Raw genomic sequence first — 20,845 nt, 5'->3', positions numbered from 1 at the left:
CGTGACGGTTCGATCGGGGTCGCTCGTCGCGGCCCGCCGGGGGTCGGCGTCGAACTCCGCGCTTTTTAAACGGGGCTCGCCCGTTCTCCGCGTATCGAATGCCCCGCCTCGTTCACTACTCCGACATCGAGAACGTCTTCGACACGCCGGAGCGGGCGGCCCGGCTCGCCGGGCGCATCCGCGAACTCTCCGGACCGGACGCGGCCGTCGTCGCCACCGGCGACACCACCGCGCCGGGCGTCCTCTCGCTCGTCGCCACCGGCCGGCAGATTCTCGACTTTTACGCCGCGACCGACACCCTCCTCGACACCTTCGGCAACCACGAGTTCGACTACGGTCCGGACCCGCTTCGCTCGTTGATCCGTGACGCCACCGCGACGTTCGTCTCCGCGAACGTCCGGGACGAGTCCGGCGAGCCGTTCGGTCGCGCCGAGGGCGTGGTCCCCTGGACGATCCGTCGCGTCGACGGCGCCGCCGTCGGGTTCGTCGGCGTCACCGACCCCGCAACGCACTCGCTGAACCCGATGGCCGCCGAACTCTCCTTCGACGACCCGGTCGTCTCCGTCCGAGACGCGCTCGCGGAGCTGCGCAAAGCGGCGGCCGAAGCGGGCGACGGGCTCGACCACACGGTCGTCCTGTCGCACCTCGGCGCCGGCGACGACGACCTCGCCCGCGAACTCGACGTCGACGTGATCCTCGGCGGGCACGTTCACAGCCCGCGAAACGAACGCGTCGCCGACACCCTGCTCGTCCGTCCCGGCGTCAACGGCGAAGCGGTCGTCGAGGTCGAACTCGGCGAGGCGGCGACCGCCGACGGGGAACCCCGCCCCGCCGCGACCCTCCACGAGCCGGACGGCGCCGAGCCGGTCGACGGACTCGCGGGCGCCCTCGAAGGCCGGATGGCCGCGGCAGACCTCGGCGAGGTCGTCGGTCGGGTGACGGAGCCGATCGAACGGACCGGGGCGGTCGTCCACGGCGGCGAGTGCCGCGTCGGCAACTTCGTCGCCGACGCGTTCCGCTGGGCGCTCGACGCCGACGTGGGGCTGTCGAACGCCGGCGGGCTCCGTCAGGGCGACCCGTGGGCCGGCGACGTGACGAAGGCCGACCTGATCAGTCTGATCCCGTTCGAGGAGCCGGTGGCCCTCGCGTCGATCACCGGCGCGGAGCTTCGCGACGTGTTGCGCGAGATGGCCGCTCCCGACGTCGACTTCGGCGAGGACGCGTGGTGGCACGGTCACGTCTCGAACGCGCAGGTCGTCTGGGACGCCGACGCCGAACTCCTCTTGGAAGCGACGGTCGGCGGCGAACCGATCGACCCCGAAGCGCGTTACACGGTCGCCGTCTCCGAGTACCTGCTCCACTCGGACCACGAGTTCCCGACGCTCGCCCAGCGCCACCGGGTCGACGAGGCGGGCATCCAGTACGAGGTCCTCGCCGACTACGCTCGCGAACACGGGATCGACCCCAGAATCGAAGGCCGAATCGAGATCCGCAATCGAGACGCGATCGCCGAACCGCGTCGATAGCCCGCAACCTACGCGCTGCCGTCGACGAACTGCTCTGCGCCCTCGTAAAACCAGTAGCCGTTCTCGCGCATCGCCCGTCCGAGCTCCTGGTGGAACTCGACGAAGTCCGCGAACTCCGCTTTCTCGACGTTCTCGAAGATCTCCTCGACGGAGACCACCGTCTCGAAGTCGATCCGAATCGGGTGGTCCCCGTACGCCTCGACGTAGTCGTCGGCCGACAGCGGGAAGTCCTCCTCCTCGTTGACCTTCTTCGCGAGCACCGCGTGTCCGTACTGCCGCATGCCCTCGCTGCCCTGTTCGCCGTCGGGGTCGTGTGGCCAGTCCATACGTTCCGTTTACCGTGCCACAGGAAAGTCGTTGCGCTCCGCGAGACCGTTGCGGGGGCGGCGACGACGGGACGAGTCCGACGCCGTTCCATCGCGTCTCACACGCGCCGAGGGGCGCCGCTCACCGTTCGATGCCGCCCTGCGCTTTGATCCGCATGATGTGCCGGACGTTGAGGTAGATCTCCTCGGGCGAGGTCTGCTCGTCCGGGTCGTACAGGTCGGAGACGCGGTAGAGGATCGCCGAGAGCTGTTTGCTCTCGGAGCTCTCACCGCGCACGTCGGTCGCGATCTCGCGGAGGAACGACCGAACCGCGTCGTCGTCCGGGAACGACTCCTCCGCCGCGTCGGCGACCGCCTCCGACACGACTGGGTCGACGCCCGCGGCGGCGAGGGGGTCTGCGGGGTCGGGCTCGCCGTCTGCGGGCGCCCCCTCTTCTCCGTCGGTCATCGCTCTTCAGTCACCCCGCGACGCCGCACGACGCCGGCGTTGTTCGCGACGTTCTCCACGATCACTTTAAAAGCGTCCGCGGTCTCACCCTCCTCTAACACGGCCGGCTCCCCGTCGTCGCCGCCGGTCCGGACGGCGGGGTCGAGCGGGACGCCCCCCAAGAACGGTAAATCCTGTTCCTGCGCCAGCGCCTTCCCGCCGCCGGAGCCGAATATCTCGTGGAACCCGCCGCAGTCCGGACACCGGAAGCCGGCCATGTTCTCGGCGATGCCGAGGACGTTGGTGTCGTGTTTGCCGAACATGCGTAACCCCTTCACCGCGTCGTCGAGCGCGACCTCCTGCGGCGTCGTGACGATCACCGCCCCGGTCAGGGGAAGCGTCTGGAGGATCGTCAGCTGGGTGTCGCCGGTCCCCGGCGGGAGGTCCATCACGAGGTAGTCGAGCTCGCCCCACTCGACGTCTTCGACCAGCTGCGTGATGATCTTGTGAACCATCGGCCCGCGCCAGATGACCGGGTCGTCCTCGCCCGTGAGAAAGTCCATGCTCATCAGTTTCACGCCGAAGCGCTCGGGCGGAACGATCGTCTCGCCGTCGGTCTGCGGGCGCTCCTCGGCGGACACCATCCGGGGGACGTTCGGGCCGTACACGTCGGCGTCGAACAGGCCGACCCGCGCGCCGAGCGCGGAAAGGCCCGCCGCGAGGTTGACGGCCATCGTCGACTTGCCGACCCCGCCTTTTCCGGAGGCGACGGCGATCACGTTTTTGACGCCGGGCAGCACCTGTTCGTCGACATCCAACTCGTCGGGAATCGACGCCGACAGCTCCACGTCGAGACCGGTGTCGGCGAGTACCGCACGCACCTCGTCCGCCATCGCCGACTCCTTCGGCGAGAAGGGAGCCCCGAGCGCCAGCGAGATGTGCACCGTCTCCGCGGCCTCGTCGACTGCGACGTCGTTCACGAGGCCGAGCGAGACGATGTCGTCCCCGAGGTCGGGGTCTTGCACGTCGGCGAGTCGCTCTCGCACGTCCGCTTCGTTCATGCTCGAAGGAAGGGCGGTGGCTCGAATAAGGGTTCGGTCAGCCGATCAGTCGATCCGGGTGCCGGCGGCCTCGCCGCGTAAGAACGGCGCCAATCCGTCGGCGCCGAACACGTGTGCCGGCGCGTCGAGCGCGAGCAGCTCGCGGACCTTCGCGGCCATCCCTCCCGATACGTCGGTCGCGTCGCTCGCCCCGAGCGCGCCGGCGACCGCCTCGAACGAGTCGATCGACGGGATCACTGCGCCGTCGCCGTCGAGGACGCCCGGCACCGTCGAGCAGACGCCGACCCGGCGCGCACCGAGGCCGGCGGCCAGTTCGACGACGAGTTCGTCCCCGGAGACGACGGTGACGCCGACGTCCGCGGTGGCGACGCCGTCTCCGTGCAACACCGGGACGAACCCCTCACCGAGGAGGGTCGCCGTCGAGGTGAGCGGCAGGTCGAGGTCGCCGTCGGCCCCGTCGGGGCGAGCCGAAACCGAGAGCGGGTGGACGGGGATCGCCGGCACGCCTCGGTCGCGGAGCCGGTCTATCACCGCCCGGTTCAGTTCCGTCATCGCGCCGTGGATGTCCATCACGGCGTCGGCGTCGTCGGTCCCCGCCGTCGTCGAGACGCCGTGCTCGCTGGCGTGGTGGTGCCCGAAACTCCCGCCGCCGTGGACGACGACGAGCCTTTCGACCGCCCCCTCTGCGAGCGCGCTCGCGACCGCGTCACAGGCCGCGTCGAGGGCGTCGGCGTCGAGGGTCTCCGGCCGATGCTTCTCCGTGATCAGGCTCCCGCCGAGCTTGAGCACCACCGGGGGCGTCTCGGGGGCCTCCGTCTCCTCGGTCACGGCTCCACCACCCGGACGCCCTCGGTCGCGAGCTCCGCGCGGAACGCCTCCTCGCAGCCGTGCGTGAACGAGAGCGCGGTCTCGGTCGCGTCGCTCGCGTCGAGCGCGACGATACAGCCGCCGCCGCCCGCCCCGGTGAGCTTCGCGCCGTGAGCGCCGGCGTCGCGAGCGGCCCAGACCATCGCGTCGAGCGAGCGGGCGGAGACGCCGAGCGCGGCGAGCAGCCCGTGGTTGAAGTCCATCAGATCGCCCAGTTCGGCGAGCAGCGCCGGCGAGGGTTCGGACTCGGGCGCGGCGTCCGCGAGCAGGTCCTCGCCCGCCCGCACCAGATCGCCGATCGATTCGACCGTGTCGGCGGCGAATCCGTACTCGTCTCGGAGTTCGCCGACGCCGGCGACGAGTTCGCCCGTGTCGCCCGCGCCGCCGTCGAACCCGACGACGAAGGGGAGGTTGGGCGCGTCGATGGGCTCGCAGTCGTCTCCCTCGACCCTGACTGCCCCGCCCATCGTCGAGCAGAACGTGTCGGCCCGCGACGCCTGCCCGTCTTGCACCTCGAACTCGGCGCGGTACGCGCGGTCTGCCAGTTCTCGGCGGTCGAGCGGGTGGCCGAGCGCGCGGGTCGCGGCGTCGATGCCCGCGACGACGACGGCGGCCGACGATCCGAGGCCCGCGCCGAGCGGGATGTCGCTCTCGACGGTGATGTCGAAGCCGGCGTCGGGGGCGTCGGCCGCGTCTCGGGCCTGTCGCACCGCGGCGTCGACGTACCCCATCGCGGCCTCGACGAGCGGCGTCGGGACGTCAACGTCGGGCCGGTCGCCGGACTCGCCGGCGTACTCGACGGTGAACCCGTCGAGCGAGAGGTCCTCGGCCTCGACGCGGACGTGGTCGTCCGACCGGGGCTCGGCGGTCACCGTGGCGCGTCGCTCGATCGCCGCCGGGACGGCCGGCTCCCCGTAGACGACGGCGTGTTCGCCGAAGAGGTACACCTTCCCCGGCGCTTCACAGACGGTCATACGCGTTCACTCTCTCCGCGGGCTTACAGGCGTTGCGCTTGGCGGGCCGCTCGCGGAGGCGCGGCGAACGGCCTCGCGGCTCACGGAGCGAGGCGGGCATAAAAGTCGAACTCGGCGTCGAAAGCCGCCTTACAGTTCGTCCTCGAAGTCGTCGAGGGCGAAGACCGTGTCGGCGCCGCGGCGGTCGAGCGTCTCGTTGGCGAGGAGCCAGTAGACGACCGACAGCGCGCGTCGACCCTTGTTGTTCGTCGGGATGACGAGGTCGACGTTCGACAGCTGGTTGTTGGAGTCGCACATCGCGATGACCGGGATGCCGACCGTGATGGCCTCTTTGACGGCCTGCGCGTCGCCGATCGGGTCAGTGACCACGACGATGTCCGGCTCGATGTAGCCGGCGTAGTCGGGGTTCGTGAGCGTACCGGGGATAAAGCGGCCGGTGCGAGCGCGGGCGCCGATGGCGTCCGCGAACTTCTCGGCCGGGAACCGACCGTACTGCCGCGAGGACGTGACGAGGATCTGCTCGGGGTCGTAGTTCCCGAGGAAGTCCGCGGCGGTGCGGATCCGCTGGTCCGTCGTGCTCACGTCGAGCACGTACAGGCCGTCGTCGCGAACGCGGTGGATGAACCGCTCCATGTCGGACGTCTTCTGCTGGGTCCCGATGTGGACACCCGCGGAGAGGTAGTCCTCGACCGGGATCAGCAGGTCGACGTCGTCGTCGGGCATGACGTCGTCGTCGAACGGGGAGGCGTCCTCCTCTTCGTCGTCGACAGTCGCTTCGGGTTCGGCGTCGGCGGCCACGTCGGCCGCGTCGGCGGTCGGTTCCTCGGTCGTGTCGGCCTCCTCCTCGACCGCCGCGTCGACCGCCTCGGTCTCCGCGTCGTCGTCGAGTTCGACCGCGTCGTTGTCTTCGCTCATGCGTGGTGTGGGCCCGTCATACTGCGTCGTCCGCGATACGGACCAGTTCGTTCAGCTTGGCGGTGCGCTCGCCGCCGACCGTGCCGGTCTTGATGAACCCGGCGTCGGTCGCCACAGCGAGGTGTGCGATGGTGGTGTCTTCGGTCTCGCCCGAGCGGTGGGAGATGACCGTCTCGTAGCCGTTGCGGGCGGCGAGTTCGACCGCGTCGAACGCGTCCGACAGCGTCCCGATCTGGTTCGGCTTGATCAGGATGCTGTTTGCCGCGCCGGCGTCGATCCCGTCTTGGAGCCGCTCGACGTTGGTGACGAACAGGTCGTCGCCGCAGATCAGCGTCCGGTCGCCGACCCGGTCGGTCAGCTCCGCGAACGCCTCGTAGTCGTTCTCGTCGAGCGGGTCCTCGACGTACGCGAGGTCGTACTCCTCGACGAGGTCGGCGACGTAGTCGATCTGCTCGTCGGCCGATTTGGTCTCGTCGCCGTACACGTACGCGCCCTCGTCGGCGTCGTACAGTTCGGCGGCGGCCATATCGAGCCCGAAGCGGATCTCGAAGCCCACGTCGTCTTCGACGCGGTCGACCGCCTCGTCGACGACCTCGAACGCGTCCGCGTCCGAGATCGGGGGCGCCCACGCGCCCTCGTCGCCTTTCGCGGCCGGAACGCCGCGCTCGTCGAGCACGTCCGCGACCGCCGCGTGGACCGCGGCGTTCGCGAAGACGGCCTCCGAGACGCTCGGCGCGCCGACCGGCGCAGCGAGGAACTCCTGGATGTGGGTCGCCTCCTTGGCGTGTTCCCCGCCGCCGACGACATTGCCGAGCGGAATCGGGAAGTTCTCGCCGCGGAACGCGCCACCGAGGTGCTGGTACAGCGGCGCACCGAGCACGTCGGCGGCGGCCTTCGCGGCCGCCATCGAGATCGCGACCGCGCTGTTGGCGCCGATCGCGGAGAAGTCGTCCGTGCCGTCGGCCGCGCGGAGCGCGTTGTCGACGGCGCGCTGGTCGCCCGCGTAGAGCCCCTCGAGGCGAGGGACCGCGTGTTCGCGAGCTGCCGCGATGGACTCGTTGGCGGGGAGCTCTATCGCTTCGTACTCGCCGGTTGAGGCCCCGCTGGGGGCTGCCCCGCGGCCGAAGCCGCCGGACTCGGTGAGCACGTCGGCTTCGACGGTGGGGTTGCCTCGTGAATCGAGGACGCGACGCAGCGAGATTCCGGTAATTCGTGTCATTAGTTGGATTCCCTCCGGACGGTAAAGGGGAGCGCCCCCGCGTCGTACTCTTCGGCGGCGACGAGGATCGGCTCGGTCTGGTCGGTGTCGATAAGCACGGGCGCCCCGTAGGACACTTGCAGCGCTCGCGCGCCGAGGATTCGTGCTTTCTCGTACCGATTGTATCGCTGTTCTGGCATAGTTACTGGTACGGTGAGACGACGTCCACGAGGTCGCGGTGACTGACTAACATCCGGCGACAGCAGTGCCGGTCGACGCCGAGGTCGTCGAGCACTTCGCCCGGATCCTCGTCGCCCTCGCGGGCGCGCTCGCTGAATTCTTCCCAGTGTTCACCCACGACGTTGCCGCACGTGAAACACCGGACGGGGATCATCATGACTGGATCACCTCAGCGGTAGGACTTCTGGTAGCGGGCACGCGCGCCGGGTCCGCCCCACTTCTTGGGTTCGGACTGGCGCACGTCGTTGACCAGCAGGGTGCGGTCGAAGTTCATGTACGCGTCGCGCAGCTCGGCGTCGCCGAGGTGCTGGACGAGACCGCGCGCGATGGCGGTCCGCGTCGCGTCTGCCTGCCCGCTGAAGCCGCCGCCCTCGACGTTGATGTCGATGTCGACGTCGGCGCGGAGCTCCTCGCCCGCGATGCGGAACGGCTCTAACATCTTGAGCCGTGCCTGCTCCGGTTCGACCAGCTCGACTGGCTGGGAGTTGATTCGAACGCGACCCTCGCCGTCGCGCACGGTGGCGCGGGCGACGGCCGTCTTCTTCTTGCCTGAGGTGTTAGTTACCATGTGACGTTGGCTCCCAGAGACTCGGAGATGTCCCCGAGCGTCGTGAATTTGATGTTCGAGAGGCGGTCGAGCGACGTGCCGTCGAGGACGACGCTTTCGGCGTCCTCGTCGCGCTCGTAGGGGTTCCCGACGTACACGCGAACGTTCGCGAACGCCTCGCGACCGTCCTCCGTCTTGTACGGTAACATGCCGCGGATAGCACGCTTGAAGATGCGGTCGGGACGCTTGGGGTAGTACGGCCCGCTGTCGGAACCGAGGTTCGCGCGGGTGTGGTACGTCTCCATCGTCGCCTCTTCGTTGCCGGTGATGACCGCGCGCTCGGCGTTGACGACGGCGACCGTCTCGCCGTCGAGGACGCGCTGGGCGACCTTCGACGAGACGCGACCGAGGATGCAGTCGCGAGCGTCGACGACGACGTCCGCGTCGATTTTCGCGAGACTCATCGAATCACCCGGACGTTGCTTCCTTCGGGATTCTGTTCAGCGAACTGTTCGAGTGACACCGCTTCGCCGGCCTGGTCGATCTTCGTTCGGGCGGTTCCCGAGAAGTCGACGGCGGCGACGGTGACGTTCTTTTCAAGCACACCGCTGCCCAGCACCTTGCCGGGGACGACGACCGTCTCGTCTTCCTGAGCGTACCGCTCGATGCGGCCCAGGTTGACCTCAGCGTGCGTGCGCCGTGGCTTCTCCAGTCGGTCGGCGACGTCCAGCCATACGTTGGCACCGGAGTCACGCGAGACCGACTTCAAATGGGCGATGAGGTTCTGTAGTTTCGGATTCGTCTTGCTACTCATAGCTGTCCCTCCTGAAGTGGAGAGTTAGTGAAAACGGAGTGCAGGGAGCAGGATTTGAACCTGCGGACCTCTACAGGACAGCGCCCTGAACGCTGCGCCGTTGGCCTGACTTGGCTATCCCTGCGTGCACTCCTGCGTAATCCGGCTCCCTTCAAACCACTTTCGGTCCCGCGGTCGGGACAGTCCGCGTCGGCATCGGTTCCGTTCGAACCGAGATGACGCTGGACCGCGGCGCCGCGGCTCCGTGCAGGGGCGAGCGCCGTCCGTGTGGTCTGAAGGTCCGTCATTACGTTAGACTGCGACTTTCGTCTGTAGTTCGTCCGCTCGCTCCTCGATGGAGTCGATCGCGCGGAGCAGTAGTTCTTCGACGTCGAACGAGCCGTCCGTCTCGATGTGGAACACGAACGCGCCGGGGATGTCCTCGACGCTGACCTCCTTGCCGGGGAACCGCTGTGAGAGGTCGTTGTCGAACTCGTCGGTGAGCTCGACCGTTCCGTCGGGGGTCTCGATGACTCCGCGGAGAATTCGCGGCTCGTCGTCGTCGAACTCGCCGAGGTCGCCCTCGACGGTTACGTGCTGAAGGTGGCGGTAGCCGACGGAGACGCCGCCCTGATGTTTGGCGTGCTCCTTGCCGGTGTCGAGGACCGCGTCGGCCTCGAACTCCAGCCGCTGTCCCTCCTTCAGCTCGATGATCGGGACGTTGTCGTCGGCGACCTCGACGAGGGGGTCCGCGCACTCGATATCGCCGGAGTACGCGGTCGCCGGGCCTTCGACGTCGAGCGCGAGGGTGACCTCGTCGCCGATTTCGAAGTCGTCGAGCGGCGTCGTCAGGGGGATGAGCCCCAGCCGAAGCCCGATCATCTCGTCGAACATGACGGAGGAGTTCTCGACGAACCGAACGGTGTCGATCGAGAACGTCGGGACGTCGGCGACCATCGCGCGGCGGATACCGTTCGCGAACGCCGGCGTGAGCCCGCGGATCAGCACCCGCGCGCTGCGTTCGTCCCGTTCGACGTACTGGACGTCGAAGTCGTCTTCCGTCATGTCAGACTCGCTTGTTCTTGGGCGCCTTCGTCCCGTCGTGCGGGATGGGCGTGACGTCCTCGATGCGGCCGATCTCGACGCCCGCACGCGAGAGCGCGCGAATCGTCGCCTGGGCACCGGGACCGGTGGACTTGTTGAGGTTGCCGCCGGGGCCGCGCACGCGAACGTGCACGCCCTCTAAGCCGGCGTCTTTGACGCGCTCGGCGACGACTTCCGCCATCTGCATGGCGGCGTACGGCGACGCCTCGTCTCGGTTCTGTTTCACCACGGTGCCGCCGGACGACTTGGCGATCGTCTCGGCGCCCGTCTCGTCGGTGACCGTGATGAGCGTGTTGTTGAACGACGCGTACACGTGGGCGATGCCCCACTTTCCGTCCTCGGATTCACTCATGGTTAGTTACTCCTGTGACTCCGCGCGCTCGGGGTGGAGATCGTCCGCGAGCGGGCTGTTCTCGTCGAAGGCGATGGCGCCTTCGTCGTCCACGTCGACTTTCACCGAGGGCCGCGTGACGCGGGCTCCGTTGACGGTGATGTGGCCGTGAACGATGAACTGGCGGGCCTGTTGGGTCGAGGACGCGAACCCCTGCCGGTACGCGACCGTCTGGAGACGGCGCTCAAGCAGGTCGGTCACGTCGAGCGAGAGGACCGCAGAGATGTCGTCGTTGTCGCCGAGGATGCCGATGCGGCGGAGTCGTGCGACGAACTCCGCGCCGGCTTCCTGTGCGATGTCGGCGTCACCCTGGGCCTCACCGAGCAGGCGACGCGCCTCGCGTCGCATGCTGCGCAGCTCGGACTGTGCACGCCAGAACTCCTCTTTGTTCTTCAGACCGTACCGCGAGAGGAGGTCGGACTCCTCGGCGATGCGCTCGCCCTGGTACGGGTGGTTCGGCGTCTCGTAGCCCTTCGTGTTCTTACCGGTGCTCATTCGTCGTCACCCGCTTCGTCTTCCGCCATCTCCTCGCGGATCTCCTCGACGTTGACGCCGATGGTGCCCTCGGACCGCCCCGTGGACTTCGTGCGCTGGCCGCGTACCTTCTGGCCGCGCTTGTGGCGAACGCCTTTGTACGATTCGATGATCTTCATCCGGTTGATGTCGTGGCGGCGCTTCTCGTTGACGTCGGTGCCGACGAGGTGCGTCGTCTCTCCGGAGTAGAAGTCGTTCTGTCTGTTCGTCATCCACGACGGGACGTGGTCTTCGAGGTTCTCGGCGATGTCGACCACCGCATCGAGGTCATCCTCGTCGAGGAGCCCGAACGTGGCGTTTTTGTCCACGTCGGCCTTCTCGGCGACCAGCCGCGCCGTGCGCGTGCCGATGCCGTCGAGTTCGGACAGGCTTCGCTCGACCGTCTTCGTCCCGTCGAGGTCAGCGCCCCCGATACGGACGAAGTACTGGAGGTCTTCTTCCTCCTCCGGCGAGTCATCCTGTGATTCTTCCGTGCTCATGTGTTGGTTGTGGTGAGCCCTACCGGCGCGATTCCGGCGGTACTCGGTCCGTTCGAGCGTTGCGGCGGGGATTCGAACCCCGGAGGCAGTGACGCCACAGAGTTAGCAACCCTGCGCCTTGGGCCAGGCTTGGCTACCGCAACTCGCGTCGTATCATCGCCCTCGTGGACTCGGGACCCGGTGCCCCTGCAGTTCGTGCATCCGTATGGTTCACCTTTCGGTACTTAAGCATCACGAAAGCCACGGCCCGAATGTGCCCCGTTCACACGGGTCTATCGACCGTTCGACGAGCGGCGCGCCGGCACCGGTCGACACCTCCGGCGAGGTCGCGAGATGCCCGAAAACCGTGAGGGCTTTGGCACGGTGGCCGTAACACCCGATAGTGAGTTCCGAAGCCGACGCCGACGCGGGCGAGGGCACAGACGGCGGGTACGTCCACGTGCCCGACGAGGGCGACGGGAGCGACGCCGCCGGCCGGACCGCCTCCGAGTCGGAGCCCGCGGCCGACGGGTTCGGGCGAACCGGGTGGGTGCTGACGGCGGTCCTCTTCACCTGCGTTCTCGTCATTCCCGGCGTCATCTACGCGTACCCGTACGTTCCCGGCGTGTTCGGCTTCTCGTTTTTCTCGACGTACCTCGCCTTACCGCTGGTTCCGGCGGTCCTGCTCGGCCTGGTTGCCGTCTGGTCGATGACCGCGGCGACGCGAACGGAGTAACGCTCCTGCCCCTCTCGACTGCGATCCGCGGTCGCGTGCCGGCGCGTCGAACGACAACCGTTTTGAACGGCACCCGCGCAGTAGCGATATGTTGATCACCGTCTCCGGCCCGCCGGGAAGCGGGAAGAGCACGAACGCTGCCGGACTCGCCGACCGGCTCGGACTCGACCACGTCTCCGGCGGCGACATCTTCCGCGAGATGGCCGCCGAACGCGACATGACGCCGGTCGAGTTCAACGAGTTCGCGGAGGAGGACCCGCAGTTCGATCGGAAGCTCGACCGTCGCCTGCGCGAGATCGCCACGACCCGCGACGGACTGGTCTTGGAGTCGCGGCTCGCCGGCTGGCTCGCGGCCGACCACGCCGACTTCAGGTTCTGGTTCGACGCCCCGCTCGCGGTTCGCGCGGACCGGATCGCCGACCGCGAGGAGAAGTCCGTCGAGCGCGCGCGAACCGAGACGGAACGCCGCGAGGCCTCCGAGGGAAAGCGATACGAAGAGCTGTACGGCATCGACATCGACGATCTGTCGATCTACGACGCCGCGTACAACACCGCCCGCTGGAACCCCGATCGGTTCCTCGACGTTCTCGTCGCCACCGTCGAGGCGTACGAGCCCGCCACCGACGAGGGGAAAGCGCCGATTCGAGGCGTGACCTACGACTTTTAACCCGCGACCAACGCCGCCTCTCTCATGCCCAAGACACCCGACGACGCCGCAGGACCCGCCACCGACCCGCTTCGACCCGCTCCCGACGAGCGGTCAGTCCCCGAACTGCTCCGGTTCGGCGTCGTCAACGTCGACAAGCCCGCCGGCCCGTCCTCACACCAGCTTTCCGCGTGGCTCCGCGACGCGATCAACGACACCCTGGCGGCGGTCGACCCGGACGGCTCCCAGATCGACGGGGTCGCGCACGCTGGCACGCTCGATCCGAAGGTCACCGGCTGTCTCCCGACGCTCACCGGCGACGCCACCCGCGCCGCACAGGTCTTCTTAGCGGGGAGCAAAGAGTACGTCTCGGTGCTGGAGTTGCACGGCTCGGCACCGGCGGACATCCGCGAGGTGATCGCGGAGTTCGAAGCGGAGATCTACCAGAAGCCGCCTCGAAAGAGCGCCGTCACCCGCCGGCTCCGAACGCGGACGATCCACGACCTCGACGTGTTAGCGGCCGACGACCGGCAGTTGCTCCTCCGGATCCGGTGTGAGTCCGGGACGTACGTCCGAAAGCTCTGTCACGACATCGGCCTCGCGGCGGGAGTCGGAGCGCACATGGGCCACCTCCGACGGACCGCGACCGACCCGTTCGACGACACCGACCTGCACACCCTCCAAGACCTCTTCGACGCGCTCGCGTGGGCCGAGGGCGGGGACGAGGAGTTGCTTCGCGACGTGGTCCGCCCGGCCGAGGCGGCGTTGGTCCACCTGCCCTCGGTGACCATCGCGCCGTCCGCCGCGCGCAACGTGGCCACCGGTGCGCCCGTGTACGCGCCCGGCGTCATCAACGTGGAGGCGGCCTCGGGGAACGACTCGGAGGACGCCGACGACCCCCTCGTCGCCTGTTACACTCCCGACGGCGCCGTGGTCTGTCTCGGGCGACTGGTCGGGGACCCCGACGCCGACTCCGGCGTCGTCGTCTCGCTGGAGCGCGTCCTCGTCTGAGCGCGTCCTCGTCTGAGCGTGTCGCGGCCGGCGAGGCGTGAACGGGCCCGTTCGACGACGCGTGAAACGAAGTCCTTAATTACCGGACTCTCATTTTTTCGCGTGCAGACAGGGACCGTGGGGTAGTGGTATCCTATGCGGATGGGGTCCGTATGACCTGAGTTCGACTCTCAGCGGTCCCATACGAAATTTTACACGAAACGTCTGAAAACGGCCAGCCTAGCCGCTATTACGGTGATCTGGCATGACGGGAACCTGTCCGATTCACCCGTCAGTTACGCTCGTTGAGGACGCGAGTTACGACGTTCCGAGAGTGTACTGTCCGCGCTGTGAGATCAGCGAGCAGAGCGACACAGAGCGGCAGACAACGGCACCGAGTGGAACGGACCCACTGGACTTCGAACGCCAACGCGACGCCGAGAGCGCGAGCTGGAAGCGCGCTGATCCGAAAGCGGCGCTGATCGAGCGGCGGGCCTGGAACGCGTGGCTCGTCACGCTTCCGGACAGCGAAGACGCGCACCTTGTCACCCTCCAGCGAGACCACGGAGCCCTCGTCGGCGAGTGTGTGCTCGCCGAGAGCGGGGAGCAGTGCCCGGCACGGAAGTACAACGACTCCGAAGAGCCGTGTGCTCACCAGTGTACGGTCCGGAAGGCGGCGTTCGGCGGCATCGAAGATGTTTACGGCGACGTAGTCACAATCTTCGCGGCCGACGACATCGGGACCGCTCGGGCCGACTACCACATTGAGAGTGCGATGGCTGACGGCGGCCGTCGGGGTGGTGACCGATGACCTCCGTTTCAACTGGATCAACTGGAGCGTACGAACCGTACGGTCGGACGACCCACCCGTACGGTGGCGGTTCGGCGCTTATCGCTGCTCCTGAGCCGTCTACCCGCGGATTTGTCGAACCGTACGGACGTACGGGGGCGTCCGAAAATCGGTGTCCTCGTAGCGTGGGCGTGGATGTGCGCGCAAACTTGGCGCGGCGCGCGCGGCGGCGCGCATTATGCGGCCCCGCGGGTGTCCGCAGGCGTAGCGGGGTGGCGGCATGAGCCTCGTCGACGAGTCCGGGCGCTCCGCCATGCCCGACGCAATGACGTTCGCCGACGACGGCTGGAACACCTCCTACGAGGTTCCCGCCGCAGACTTCTGGATGCTGCTGGAGGACCTCGAAACGCTCGCCGACTGGGCCGTCATCGAGTTCCACCCGTCCGGAATCGTCGGGCGAGCGCTCGACAAGTCACACGTCGTGATGGGCCGGAGCGTCGTTCCCGGAGAGAAGATCGAAACTGCCGGCGCGCACTGTGAGGTCGGCGTCCGCGTCGACACGCTCAACGACTTCCAGGCGGGCTTCCTCCTGAGTGGCCAAGACATCGAGGTTGAGATCGACCGGGCCAACGAGGAACTGACGCTGAAAGAGCCACCGCTGGCAGAAACGGTCGACATCAGGCCGGTGTCGGCGACGCGGTCGCAACGCTGGATCGATGTCGACCACGGAACGACCGCCCGGATGCAGGGTTGGGAATTCTGTGGTGCGGTCGGCGGCGCCTGCGGCGCGACTGACCTCGGCTTCGTGTTCGACGCCGGCCTCAACGACATCGAGGTGTCGAGCCGAGATACGCCGTGGAAGACGACGATTGAAGACGTTGTGACTGAGACGGCGTTCGACAGCGCACGGTTCAGTTCGTGGTTCTGGCCAGATATCTGCGACCGGATTCAGGCTGAGAGCGACGTTGAGATTCAGTTCGGCCAGGACAAGCCGATCGAGGTACAGGTTGATGACCGCGTGGAGTACGCGGTTGCACCGCAGCTTCCGGGCGACGACGAGGAGACCGGAGGTGACTCGGCGTGAACCTCGACTGGCCCACCGGCTTCGAGCGGACGCCTGCGGCGGAGCGCGAGCGGAACCGGAGCTACGAGGCGACGCTCGGCGCGACGACCAAAGAACTCGCGACCGAGATGAGCCGGATGGACGTCGACGAGTGGCGCGGCGAGATCGCGAACGCTCACACGAAGTCGAACGGGCTGCCGCTCCACAACGCGAGCCCGGACGATCCCGGATTCGTGCTGCGATGGGTCGACGACGGCGAGCAGTTCGCGGTCGCGTGCGACGCGTCGCCGCGACTCCGCGACAACGTCCGAACCGTGTTGAAGTGGGTCCACGAGACGCGGATGCGCGGACAGCGCCCCGTTGAGACGGGTGACTCAGAGTTCGCTGCGGCCCGGCTGCCGCCGGGAGACGACGGCGACGGCGACGTAGCCGCCGGAACTGCTACGAGCCAACCGGCACACGAGGTCCTCGGTGTCGCGCCGGACGCGCCGGCGAACGTCGTCGAGTCAGCGGCACGGGCGCGAAAGGCAGAGACGCACCCCGACAACGGAGGCGACCGCGACGAGTTCCAGCGCGTCGTTGAGGCTGAGGAGGTGATGCTCGATGACTGAGAAGGAACGCGTCGCGAAGGCGCCGATCCGCGACGAGAAGCGACTCAAAGCGCTCCAGGAGGCTGAGCAAGAACACGGCTCGATGGCCGACGCGGTCCGGTACGCGCTCGATAGGCTCGCGGACGCCCGTGAGACGGAAGCCGAGACCGACCCCGACGCGGCCAACGTTCCGACGAAAGCGCTGGAGGGCTACTGGGAACTCGTCGACTGGACCGATGTCGGCGGCCGGATCGAACTCGGGACCGCGGAGTCCGTGCTGGCGAACAAGCTGAACATCCCGAAGGCGGGCGTGCTATCGCGGGTCATCAAGCCGCTCGTCAACGAGAACCTGCTCTGGAAGGATTGGGAATACGATGAGGTCTGGCTCGTAGTCGGGCGCCGAGACGGACAGATGCTGAACGCTCCCGAGCAGGAGCCGACGCCCGGAGCGTCGTCGGCGCCGTCGGAAGCGGCGACGGACGGGGGAGACCCGCGCGACCGGCTCGACGAGCTGGCGGCGGCTGGCGCGGAGGTGACCGATGGCGCGTAGAGAGCACGTGGTCGGCGCCGCGGAGAACGTCGACATGCGCGGCCCGTCTGAGCCCGAGCCCTACGAGGTCGACGTCGACGAGCGGCGGGTCGTCTCGGCGTACTGCTGTACGTGCGAGGCGACGACGACGATGCTGCTGGAAGCGGGCGACGACTCGCCGTGGGAACACGACGATCAGCACGCGAGTCACGTCGTCGACTACTGGAGGGAAGCATGAGCCGGGCAGACTCGGCTCGTGCGGCCATCGGGACCGCTTCCGGGTCGACCAACGGGGCTCGGCAGGAGCGGCAAGAGCGGCACTCCTCGCGCGACTGTGAGTGCCCCGCGTGCGACGAGGGGAACGGCGGGCTGCGATTCTGTTCGAGGTGCCGTTACAACGGGTGTACCGCTGGCAAAGCGCTCTGTGGAGGATCCAACAATGAGTAAGACAGAAGGCTACAAGGACGGCGGTATCACGCACCTCCTAGCGGAAGGACGGCGAGTTCAGGACGGCGACGGGAGCTACAGCGTCACGATCCCGAAGGCGCTCGCGAACGAATGGGGGCTCGAAGGGGGCGACGAGCTCCTGTTCATGGCCGAAGAGGGAGAGAGCAAAGCAACGATCTACGAGCCCGGAAGCGAGGGCGGTTTCTCCGTGGGGCCTACCGATGACTGAACCGGACTCCACGGCGCCGGAGAGTCGCCAGGGGCTCACGATGGACGGGAGAACTGCCACGAGGAAGACACCGGAGACAGCGGCGACCGAACACCCGGCGGTCCTCAACGTCGACGTGATCGGCGATCGAACACTGGCGAGCGTCGAGAAGGGAGACATCTCGCTCGTCGTGGAAGCGCCGGCCGGGATCTCGGCCGCGGAGCTGGAAGCATCACTCGCCGGCGTGCCGGAGAGCATCGAGAGGACGGCTAAACGCTTCGGGGCCACGGAGATCGACGAGAGCGCTGCCAGGGGTGATGAAGCGTGAGAGTCGCCGACGAGCAGGTGCTACACGCGGGGCCGATGCTCGCGGCGCTCGGCGGCACTGCCGCTGGCTACATCACCGCGCTCGGAATGGGCCGGTACCTCGCGCTCGCGGGAGCGCTGGTGGCGTTCTTCGGCGGGTACGCGCTGAGCATCGGCTACCTCCGAACGATGTCGCGGTCAACTGAGCGTGAGCTGCTATGGAGGTGACCGATGTCGGGGCGTGAGGAACTCGCGGACGCGTTCGTCGCCATCGTCGACGGCGTCCGGCTCGACGTATCGCACCTCCGGACTGAGTGGCGAGAGCGGACCGCCTACGGCCGCGCTCGACTCGCGCCGCTGCTCGCGGTCTACCCGTTCCTCGCGACGTTCTACGTCGGTGCGGCGGCGCTGATGTACGGGCTCTTTCGTGGAGCCGAAACCGCCGTGGCCGGCTGGAACCGACTGTGCGACGCACGAACCCGCCTCGAACCGGAGGTCTACGATGGGGAGTGAGTCGTCTGGAAGAGGTGTCGATCATCCGGCCGATGTGGTCCTCGGAGAGATCTCTGCCCGGCTCGGCGTTCAGATCATCAACGACTGGAGCGGGAAGGACGACTACCTGTTCCGCGGTCCGCACGGGCGCCTGGAACGTCTCAAGTACTCAGAGAGCCTCGGCCAGTGGAAGCGAGGTCTCTACCACATCGACGAGGTACTCAGAGATAGCCTAGTCAGATCTATTGACGGCCACTCGCAGTTCACTGGATGGTCCTACGTCTATCGCGAGCAGCTCGGAGAACCGGAGCCTGTCGTGATCGACATCTCCAATCCGGCTCGGTGCACTCTCTGCCACGAGCGCTTCCCGTCAGGGAACGCCTTCGGCTGGCACCTCGCTGATGTCCATCAGATCGATACTGATGAGAAGATGGAATTCGCGGTTCCTGAACCCGAGAACCAGCATACGCTTAACAAGTGGGCGGGTGGTTCAGCGTGACTGATCGATCCGGTGACGCGATCGACCGCTGGATCAACGACATCCACCAGGGCGACGCGGTCGAGACGCTCCGCGAGATGCCGGAGTCGTCGGTCCACTGTGTAATGACTTCCCCGCCGTACTTTGGCCTACGCGACTACGAAGTAGACGGCCAGATCGGCTTAGAGGAGACGGTCGACAAGTACATCTCCGAACTGGAGGGCGTCGCCCTCGAGCTCCGGCGAGTGCTTCGGGACGACGGAAACTGGTGGTTGAACCTCGGCGACTCTTTCGCGGGGAGCGGCCGAGGTCAGTGGACCGACGACGACGGCGAGCCGAAGGAGAGCTATCGCCCCGACTCGGACCAACTCCCCAAGCAGGCGACCCGCTTCCGTCGGAAGTCGAAGATGCTGATCCCGCACCGGGTCGCTATCGCGCTCCAAGACGCGGGCTGGATCGTTCGCTCTGATGCGGTCTGGTCGAAGCCAGCGGCGATGCCGAATCCGGTGAAAGACCGGCTCAACGAACACAAGGAGTTCCTGTTTCACCTGACGCCGGCGCCGAATTACTGGTTCGACCTCGACGCTGTCCGCGAGCCGCACGCAGACGCGTCGTTCGACCGAATCGAGCGAGCAAAGGAGTCCGGAAACTACACTGGCGGGCTCCAGATGGCTGCGTGCCCTCGTGAGAACGCTGAGGAACATGCTCGAATGGATCCCAAGGACGCCTGCCACCCGAATGGGAAGAACCCCGGAGACGTGCTGGAGATCACGACCAAGCCGTTCCCGGAGGCACACTTCGCTGTATACCCGCCGGAACTCTGCGAGACGCCGATCAAGTCGTCGTGCCCGGAACGGGTGTGCGCGGAGTGTAGCACACCCTACGAGCGGACCACGCGCGACGTACCGGTCTGGAAACGCGATCGCTCGACAATCGAGCGGCCGCAGTTACGGAAGGCGCTCGAACGGTTCGACAACTCTGACCTCTCCGAAGAGCACCTGAAGGCGGCCCGTGCGACCGGGTTCTCAGACGCTGCGGCAGGAAAAGAGCAGTCCGGCGCCGGACGCAACACTGACGAGACAGAACAACTGGCTCGCGAGGCGAAAGACGTACTCGGCGGGTACTTCCGCGAGATCACAATGACCGGCCGAGAGACTGATGGCTGGAGTCAGGCCTGCGACTGTGAGACAAGCGAGACTGAATCGGGGATCGTGTTGGACCCGTTCGCAGGCGCCGGAACGACAGCCCTGGTAGCGAAGCGCCTCGGGCGCCAGTTCATCGGGATCGACCTGAACCCGGAGTACGTCGCGATGGCACAGCGCCGAGTCGGTGTCGACGTTGATGACCCTGAACGGCTTCTCGACGACGGCGAGAGACCGCTATCGGCGTTCACCGACGGAGGTGTGTGAAAGCCTCAGACGAGTTTTGGATTCTTGTTATAGAATCCAAAACTCACCGCGCTTCCTCGCTGTACCGCTTATAAAAGACACCCTGCGAAACACACCGAATAATGAAAACCCAAACTGAGGAGAAAGCGACCGTCTGGCTGAAGCCGGAGCAGGTCGACCAGATGCGGAGCGCGACCGTGGAGGCGAGCGCGACGTACCTAGCCGCGCGCAACGACGCGCTGATCGCGACGCTGTACGACACGGGCATTCGAGTGAGCGAAGCGGTCGCGCTCGACGTCGAGGATCACGTCGACCTCGACGACGGCGTGATAGCGCTGCCAGCCGGACTCCAGAAGGACTACCCGACGGATCGCTCCCCGAGCTACACCGAGATCGGGCTCGCCGACGAGACCGTCCGGACGCTCCGGATGTACCTCGGCGGGCGATGGAAGGAGTCGCCGGCGCTGTGGCCGTCGAGACAGACCGAGCGGATGTCGACCGAGTCGGTGCGAAACGTGGTTCGAGCGGCCGCCGTCGCCGCCGATGTGCGACCGATGACGCTCACCGGCCGAGGCGAGCCGGAAGATGTGACGCCGCACACGCTCCGGCACAGCGTCGCGTATCGGATGCTGAACGTCGAGGAGGGGAACACGTTCTACGACGTTCGGAACCGGCTGAGGCACGCGAGCATTCAGACGACTGAACGGGTCTACGACCACATCGATCGGGTCTGACTGGAGCCCGTCTCGGAGTCTCGACGAGTTCGAAGTTCCGATTTCGATCGGAGCAAAAAATCTTGGCGAACCGCGCTGGCGGGAGAT

Annotated in this window: 32 protein-coding genes and 3 tRNA genes; 17 read left to right on the top strand and 18 right to left on the bottom strand. The window is 67.2% G+C overall.

Features of this window, described 5'->3' with window-relative positions; all coding sequences use genetic code 11:
- Positions 1-98: 98 nt before the first annotated feature.
- Positions 99-1,526, top strand: a complete 1,428-nt coding sequence (locus DOS48_RS22835) for a bifunctional UDP-sugar hydrolase/5'-nucleotidase (protein WP_127117917.1) — start codon at positions 99-101, stop codon at positions 1,524-1,526.
- 8 nt (positions 1,527-1,534) lie between these two features.
- On the opposite strand, the gene DOS48_RS22830 is transcribed toward DOS48_RS22835, so the two are convergent.
- From DOS48_RS22830 to DOS48_RS22745, 18 genes are all read right to left on the bottom strand, one after another.
- Complete coding sequence (locus DOS48_RS22830; RefSeq protein ID WP_127117916.1) at positions 1,535-1,852, bottom strand: DUF5785 family protein; 318 nt, start codon at positions 1,850-1,852, stop codon at positions 1,535-1,537.
- Between the two features lie 121 nt (positions 1,853-1,973).
- Positions 1,974-2,300: a hypothetical protein gene (locus DOS48_RS22825; protein ID WP_127117915.1), complete on the bottom strand. Its 327-nt coding sequence runs from the start codon at positions 2,298-2,300 to the stop codon at positions 1,974-1,976.
- Positions 2,297-3,340 carry a P-loop NTPase gene (locus DOS48_RS22820; protein WP_127117914.1) on the bottom strand — a complete coding sequence of 348 codons (1,044 nt, stop codon included), beginning with the start codon at positions 3,338-3,340 and terminating at the stop codon, positions 2,297-2,299. Before DOS48_RS22820 ends, DOS48_RS22825 begins: the two co-directional genes overlap by 4 nt.
- Positions 3,341-3,385: 45 nt before the next feature.
- Positions 3,386-4,168, bottom strand: coding sequence for an isopentenyl phosphate kinase (locus tag DOS48_RS22815; protein WP_127117913.1), 783 nt, complete (start codon positions 4,166-4,168; stop codon positions 3,386-3,388).
- Positions 4,165-5,181, bottom strand: coding sequence for a mevalonate kinase (mvk, locus tag DOS48_RS22810; RefSeq protein ID WP_127117912.1), 1,017 nt, complete (start codon positions 5,179-5,181; stop codon positions 4,165-4,167). Before mvk ends, DOS48_RS22815 begins: the two co-directional genes overlap by 4 nt.
- Before the next feature lie 129 nt (positions 5,182-5,310).
- A complete protein-coding gene (gene rpsB / locus DOS48_RS22805) occupies positions 5,311-6,096 on the bottom strand; it encodes a 30S ribosomal protein S2 (RefSeq protein WP_127117911.1) in 786 nt (261 codons plus the stop codon).
- A gap of 16 nt (positions 6,097-6,112) precedes the next feature.
- Positions 6,113-7,315, bottom strand: coding sequence for a phosphopyruvate hydratase (gene eno / locus DOS48_RS22800; RefSeq protein ID WP_127117910.1), 1,203 nt, complete (start codon positions 7,313-7,315; stop codon positions 6,113-6,115).
- Positions 7,315-7,494, bottom strand: a complete 180-nt coding sequence (locus DOS48_RS22795; protein ID WP_127117909.1) for a DNA-directed RNA polymerase subunit K — start codon at positions 7,492-7,494, stop codon at positions 7,315-7,317. The genes eno and DOS48_RS22795 overlap by 1 nt, the downstream gene beginning before the upstream one ends.
- Positions 7,495-7,496: 2 nt before the next feature.
- Entirely contained in the window at positions 7,497-7,691 is a 195-nt protein-coding gene (locus DOS48_RS22790; protein WP_127117908.1) for a DNA-directed RNA polymerase subunit N, read from the bottom strand.
- A 12-nt stretch (positions 7,692-7,703) separates the two neighbouring features.
- Positions 7,704-8,102, bottom strand: coding sequence for a 30S ribosomal protein S9 (locus tag DOS48_RS22785; RefSeq protein WP_127117907.1), 399 nt, complete (start codon positions 8,100-8,102; stop codon positions 7,704-7,706).
- The gene (locus tag DOS48_RS22780; RefSeq protein ID WP_127117906.1) at positions 8,096-8,545 is read right to left on the bottom strand and encodes a 50S ribosomal protein L13; all 450 of its coding nucleotides are present in this window, start codon (positions 8,543-8,545) and stop codon (positions 8,096-8,098) included. The genes DOS48_RS22785 and DOS48_RS22780 overlap by 7 nt, the downstream gene beginning before the upstream one ends.
- Positions 8,542-8,895 carry a 50S ribosomal protein L18e gene (locus DOS48_RS22775; protein WP_127117905.1) on the bottom strand — a complete coding sequence of 118 codons (354 nt, stop codon included), beginning with the start codon at positions 8,893-8,895 and terminating at the stop codon, positions 8,542-8,544. Before DOS48_RS22775 ends, DOS48_RS22780 begins: the two co-directional genes overlap by 4 nt.
- Before the next feature lie 39 nt (positions 8,896-8,934).
- Positions 8,935-9,019: transfer RNA gene (locus DOS48_RS22770), tRNA-Leu, on the bottom strand.
- 167 nt (positions 9,020-9,186) lie between these two features.
- Positions 9,187-9,939, bottom strand: coding sequence for a DNA-directed RNA polymerase subunit D (locus DOS48_RS22765; protein ID WP_127117904.1), 753 nt, complete (start codon positions 9,937-9,939; stop codon positions 9,187-9,189).
- Between the two features lies 1 nt (position 9,940).
- Entirely contained in the window at positions 9,941-10,330 is a 390-nt protein-coding gene (locus DOS48_RS22760) for a 30S ribosomal protein S11 (RefSeq protein ID WP_004046448.1), read from the bottom strand.
- Between the two features lie 6 nt (positions 10,331-10,336).
- Complete coding sequence (locus DOS48_RS22755; protein WP_127117903.1) at positions 10,337-10,864, bottom strand: 30S ribosomal protein S4; 528 nt, start codon at positions 10,862-10,864, stop codon at positions 10,337-10,339.
- Entirely contained in the window at positions 10,861-11,382 is a 522-nt protein-coding gene (locus DOS48_RS22750) for a 30S ribosomal protein S13 (RefSeq protein ID WP_127117902.1), read from the bottom strand. The genes DOS48_RS22755 and DOS48_RS22750 overlap by 4 nt, the downstream gene beginning before the upstream one ends.
- Before the next feature lie 57 nt (positions 11,383-11,439).
- Positions 11,440-11,525: transfer RNA gene (locus DOS48_RS22745), tRNA-Ser, on the bottom strand.
- A gap of 239 nt (positions 11,526-11,764) precedes the next feature.
- Here DOS48_RS22745 and DOS48_RS22740 point away from each other — a divergent pair.
- The 16 genes from DOS48_RS22740 (at position 11,765) to DOS48_RS22665 (ending at position 20,758) form a co-directional block, all read left to right on the top strand.
- Complete coding sequence (locus DOS48_RS22740) at positions 11,765-12,097, top strand: hypothetical protein (protein ID WP_127117901.1); 333 nt, start codon at positions 11,765-11,767, stop codon at positions 12,095-12,097.
- Between the two features lie 88 nt (positions 12,098-12,185).
- Complete coding sequence (gene cmk, locus DOS48_RS22735) at positions 12,186-12,764, top strand: (d)CMP kinase (RefSeq protein ID WP_127117900.1); 579 nt, start codon at positions 12,186-12,188, stop codon at positions 12,762-12,764.
- Between the two features lie 24 nt (positions 12,765-12,788).
- Positions 12,789-13,754, top strand: a complete 966-nt coding sequence (locus DOS48_RS22730; RefSeq protein WP_127117899.1) for an RNA-guided pseudouridylation complex pseudouridine synthase subunit Cbf5 — start codon at positions 12,789-12,791, stop codon at positions 13,752-13,754.
- Between the two features lie 111 nt (positions 13,755-13,865).
- Positions 13,866-13,936 (top strand) — tRNA-Pro (locus DOS48_RS22725).
- Between the two features lie 62 nt (positions 13,937-13,998).
- Complete coding sequence (locus tag DOS48_RS22720) at positions 13,999-14,544, top strand: hypothetical protein (RefSeq protein WP_127117898.1); 546 nt, start codon at positions 13,999-14,001, stop codon at positions 14,542-14,544.
- Between the two features lie 259 nt (positions 14,545-14,803).
- On the top strand, positions 14,804-15,607 hold the full coding sequence (locus DOS48_RS22715; RefSeq protein ID WP_127117897.1) for a hypothetical protein: 804 nt from the start codon (positions 14,804-14,806) through the stop codon (positions 15,605-15,607).
- Positions 15,604-16,197, top strand: coding sequence for a J domain-containing protein (locus DOS48_RS22710; RefSeq protein WP_127117896.1), 594 nt, complete (start codon positions 15,604-15,606; stop codon positions 16,195-16,197). Before DOS48_RS22715 ends, DOS48_RS22710 begins: the two co-directional genes overlap by 4 nt.
- Positions 16,190-16,726 (top strand): hypothetical protein, encoded by a 537-nt coding sequence (locus DOS48_RS22705; RefSeq protein ID WP_127117895.1) that lies wholly within the window; start codon positions 16,190-16,192, stop codon positions 16,724-16,726. Before DOS48_RS22710 ends, DOS48_RS22705 begins: the two co-directional genes overlap by 8 nt.
- Positions 16,716-16,943 carry a hypothetical protein gene (locus DOS48_RS22700; RefSeq protein WP_127117894.1) on the top strand — a complete coding sequence of 76 codons (228 nt, stop codon included), beginning with the start codon at positions 16,716-16,718 and terminating at the stop codon, positions 16,941-16,943. The genes DOS48_RS22705 and DOS48_RS22700 overlap by 11 nt, the downstream gene beginning before the upstream one ends.
- Positions 16,944-17,144: 201 nt before the next feature.
- Positions 17,145-17,381, top strand: a complete 237-nt coding sequence (locus DOS48_RS22695) for an AbrB/MazE/SpoVT family DNA-binding domain-containing protein (RefSeq protein WP_127117893.1) — start codon at positions 17,145-17,147, stop codon at positions 17,379-17,381.
- The gene (locus DOS48_RS22690; protein ID WP_127117892.1) at positions 17,374-17,688 is read left to right on the top strand and encodes a hypothetical protein; all 315 of its coding nucleotides are present in this window, start codon (positions 17,374-17,376) and stop codon (positions 17,686-17,688) included. The genes DOS48_RS22695 and DOS48_RS22690 overlap by 8 nt, the downstream gene beginning before the upstream one ends.
- The gene (locus tag DOS48_RS22685; RefSeq protein WP_127117891.1) at positions 17,685-17,894 is read left to right on the top strand and encodes a hypothetical protein; all 210 of its coding nucleotides are present in this window, start codon (positions 17,685-17,687) and stop codon (positions 17,892-17,894) included. The genes DOS48_RS22690 and DOS48_RS22685 overlap by 4 nt, the downstream gene beginning before the upstream one ends.
- A gap of 3 nt (positions 17,895-17,897) precedes the next feature.
- Complete coding sequence (locus DOS48_RS22680; protein WP_127117890.1) at positions 17,898-18,179, top strand: hypothetical protein; 282 nt, start codon at positions 17,898-17,900, stop codon at positions 18,177-18,179.
- Entirely contained in the window at positions 18,169-18,657 is a 489-nt protein-coding gene (locus DOS48_RS22675) for a C2H2-type zinc finger protein (protein WP_127117889.1), read from the top strand. The genes DOS48_RS22680 and DOS48_RS22675 overlap by 11 nt, the downstream gene beginning before the upstream one ends.
- Positions 18,654-20,045, top strand: coding sequence for a site-specific DNA-methyltransferase (locus tag DOS48_RS22670; RefSeq protein ID WP_244629326.1), 1,392 nt, complete (start codon positions 18,654-18,656; stop codon positions 20,043-20,045). Before DOS48_RS22675 ends, DOS48_RS22670 begins: the two co-directional genes overlap by 4 nt.
- A gap of 101 nt (positions 20,046-20,146) precedes the next feature.
- Positions 20,147-20,758, top strand: coding sequence for a tyrosine-type recombinase/integrase (locus DOS48_RS22665; RefSeq protein WP_127117888.1), 612 nt, complete (start codon positions 20,147-20,149; stop codon positions 20,756-20,758).
- The last annotated feature ends 87 nt before the right edge of the window (positions 20,759-20,845 follow it).

It is taken from the genome of Halorubrum sp. PV6, assembly GCF_003990725.2.
Taxonomy (GTDB): Archaea; Halobacteriota; Halobacteria; order Halobacteriales; family Haloferacaceae; genus Halorubrum.
This window is presented reverse-complemented; position numbering and strand designations above follow the sequence as displayed.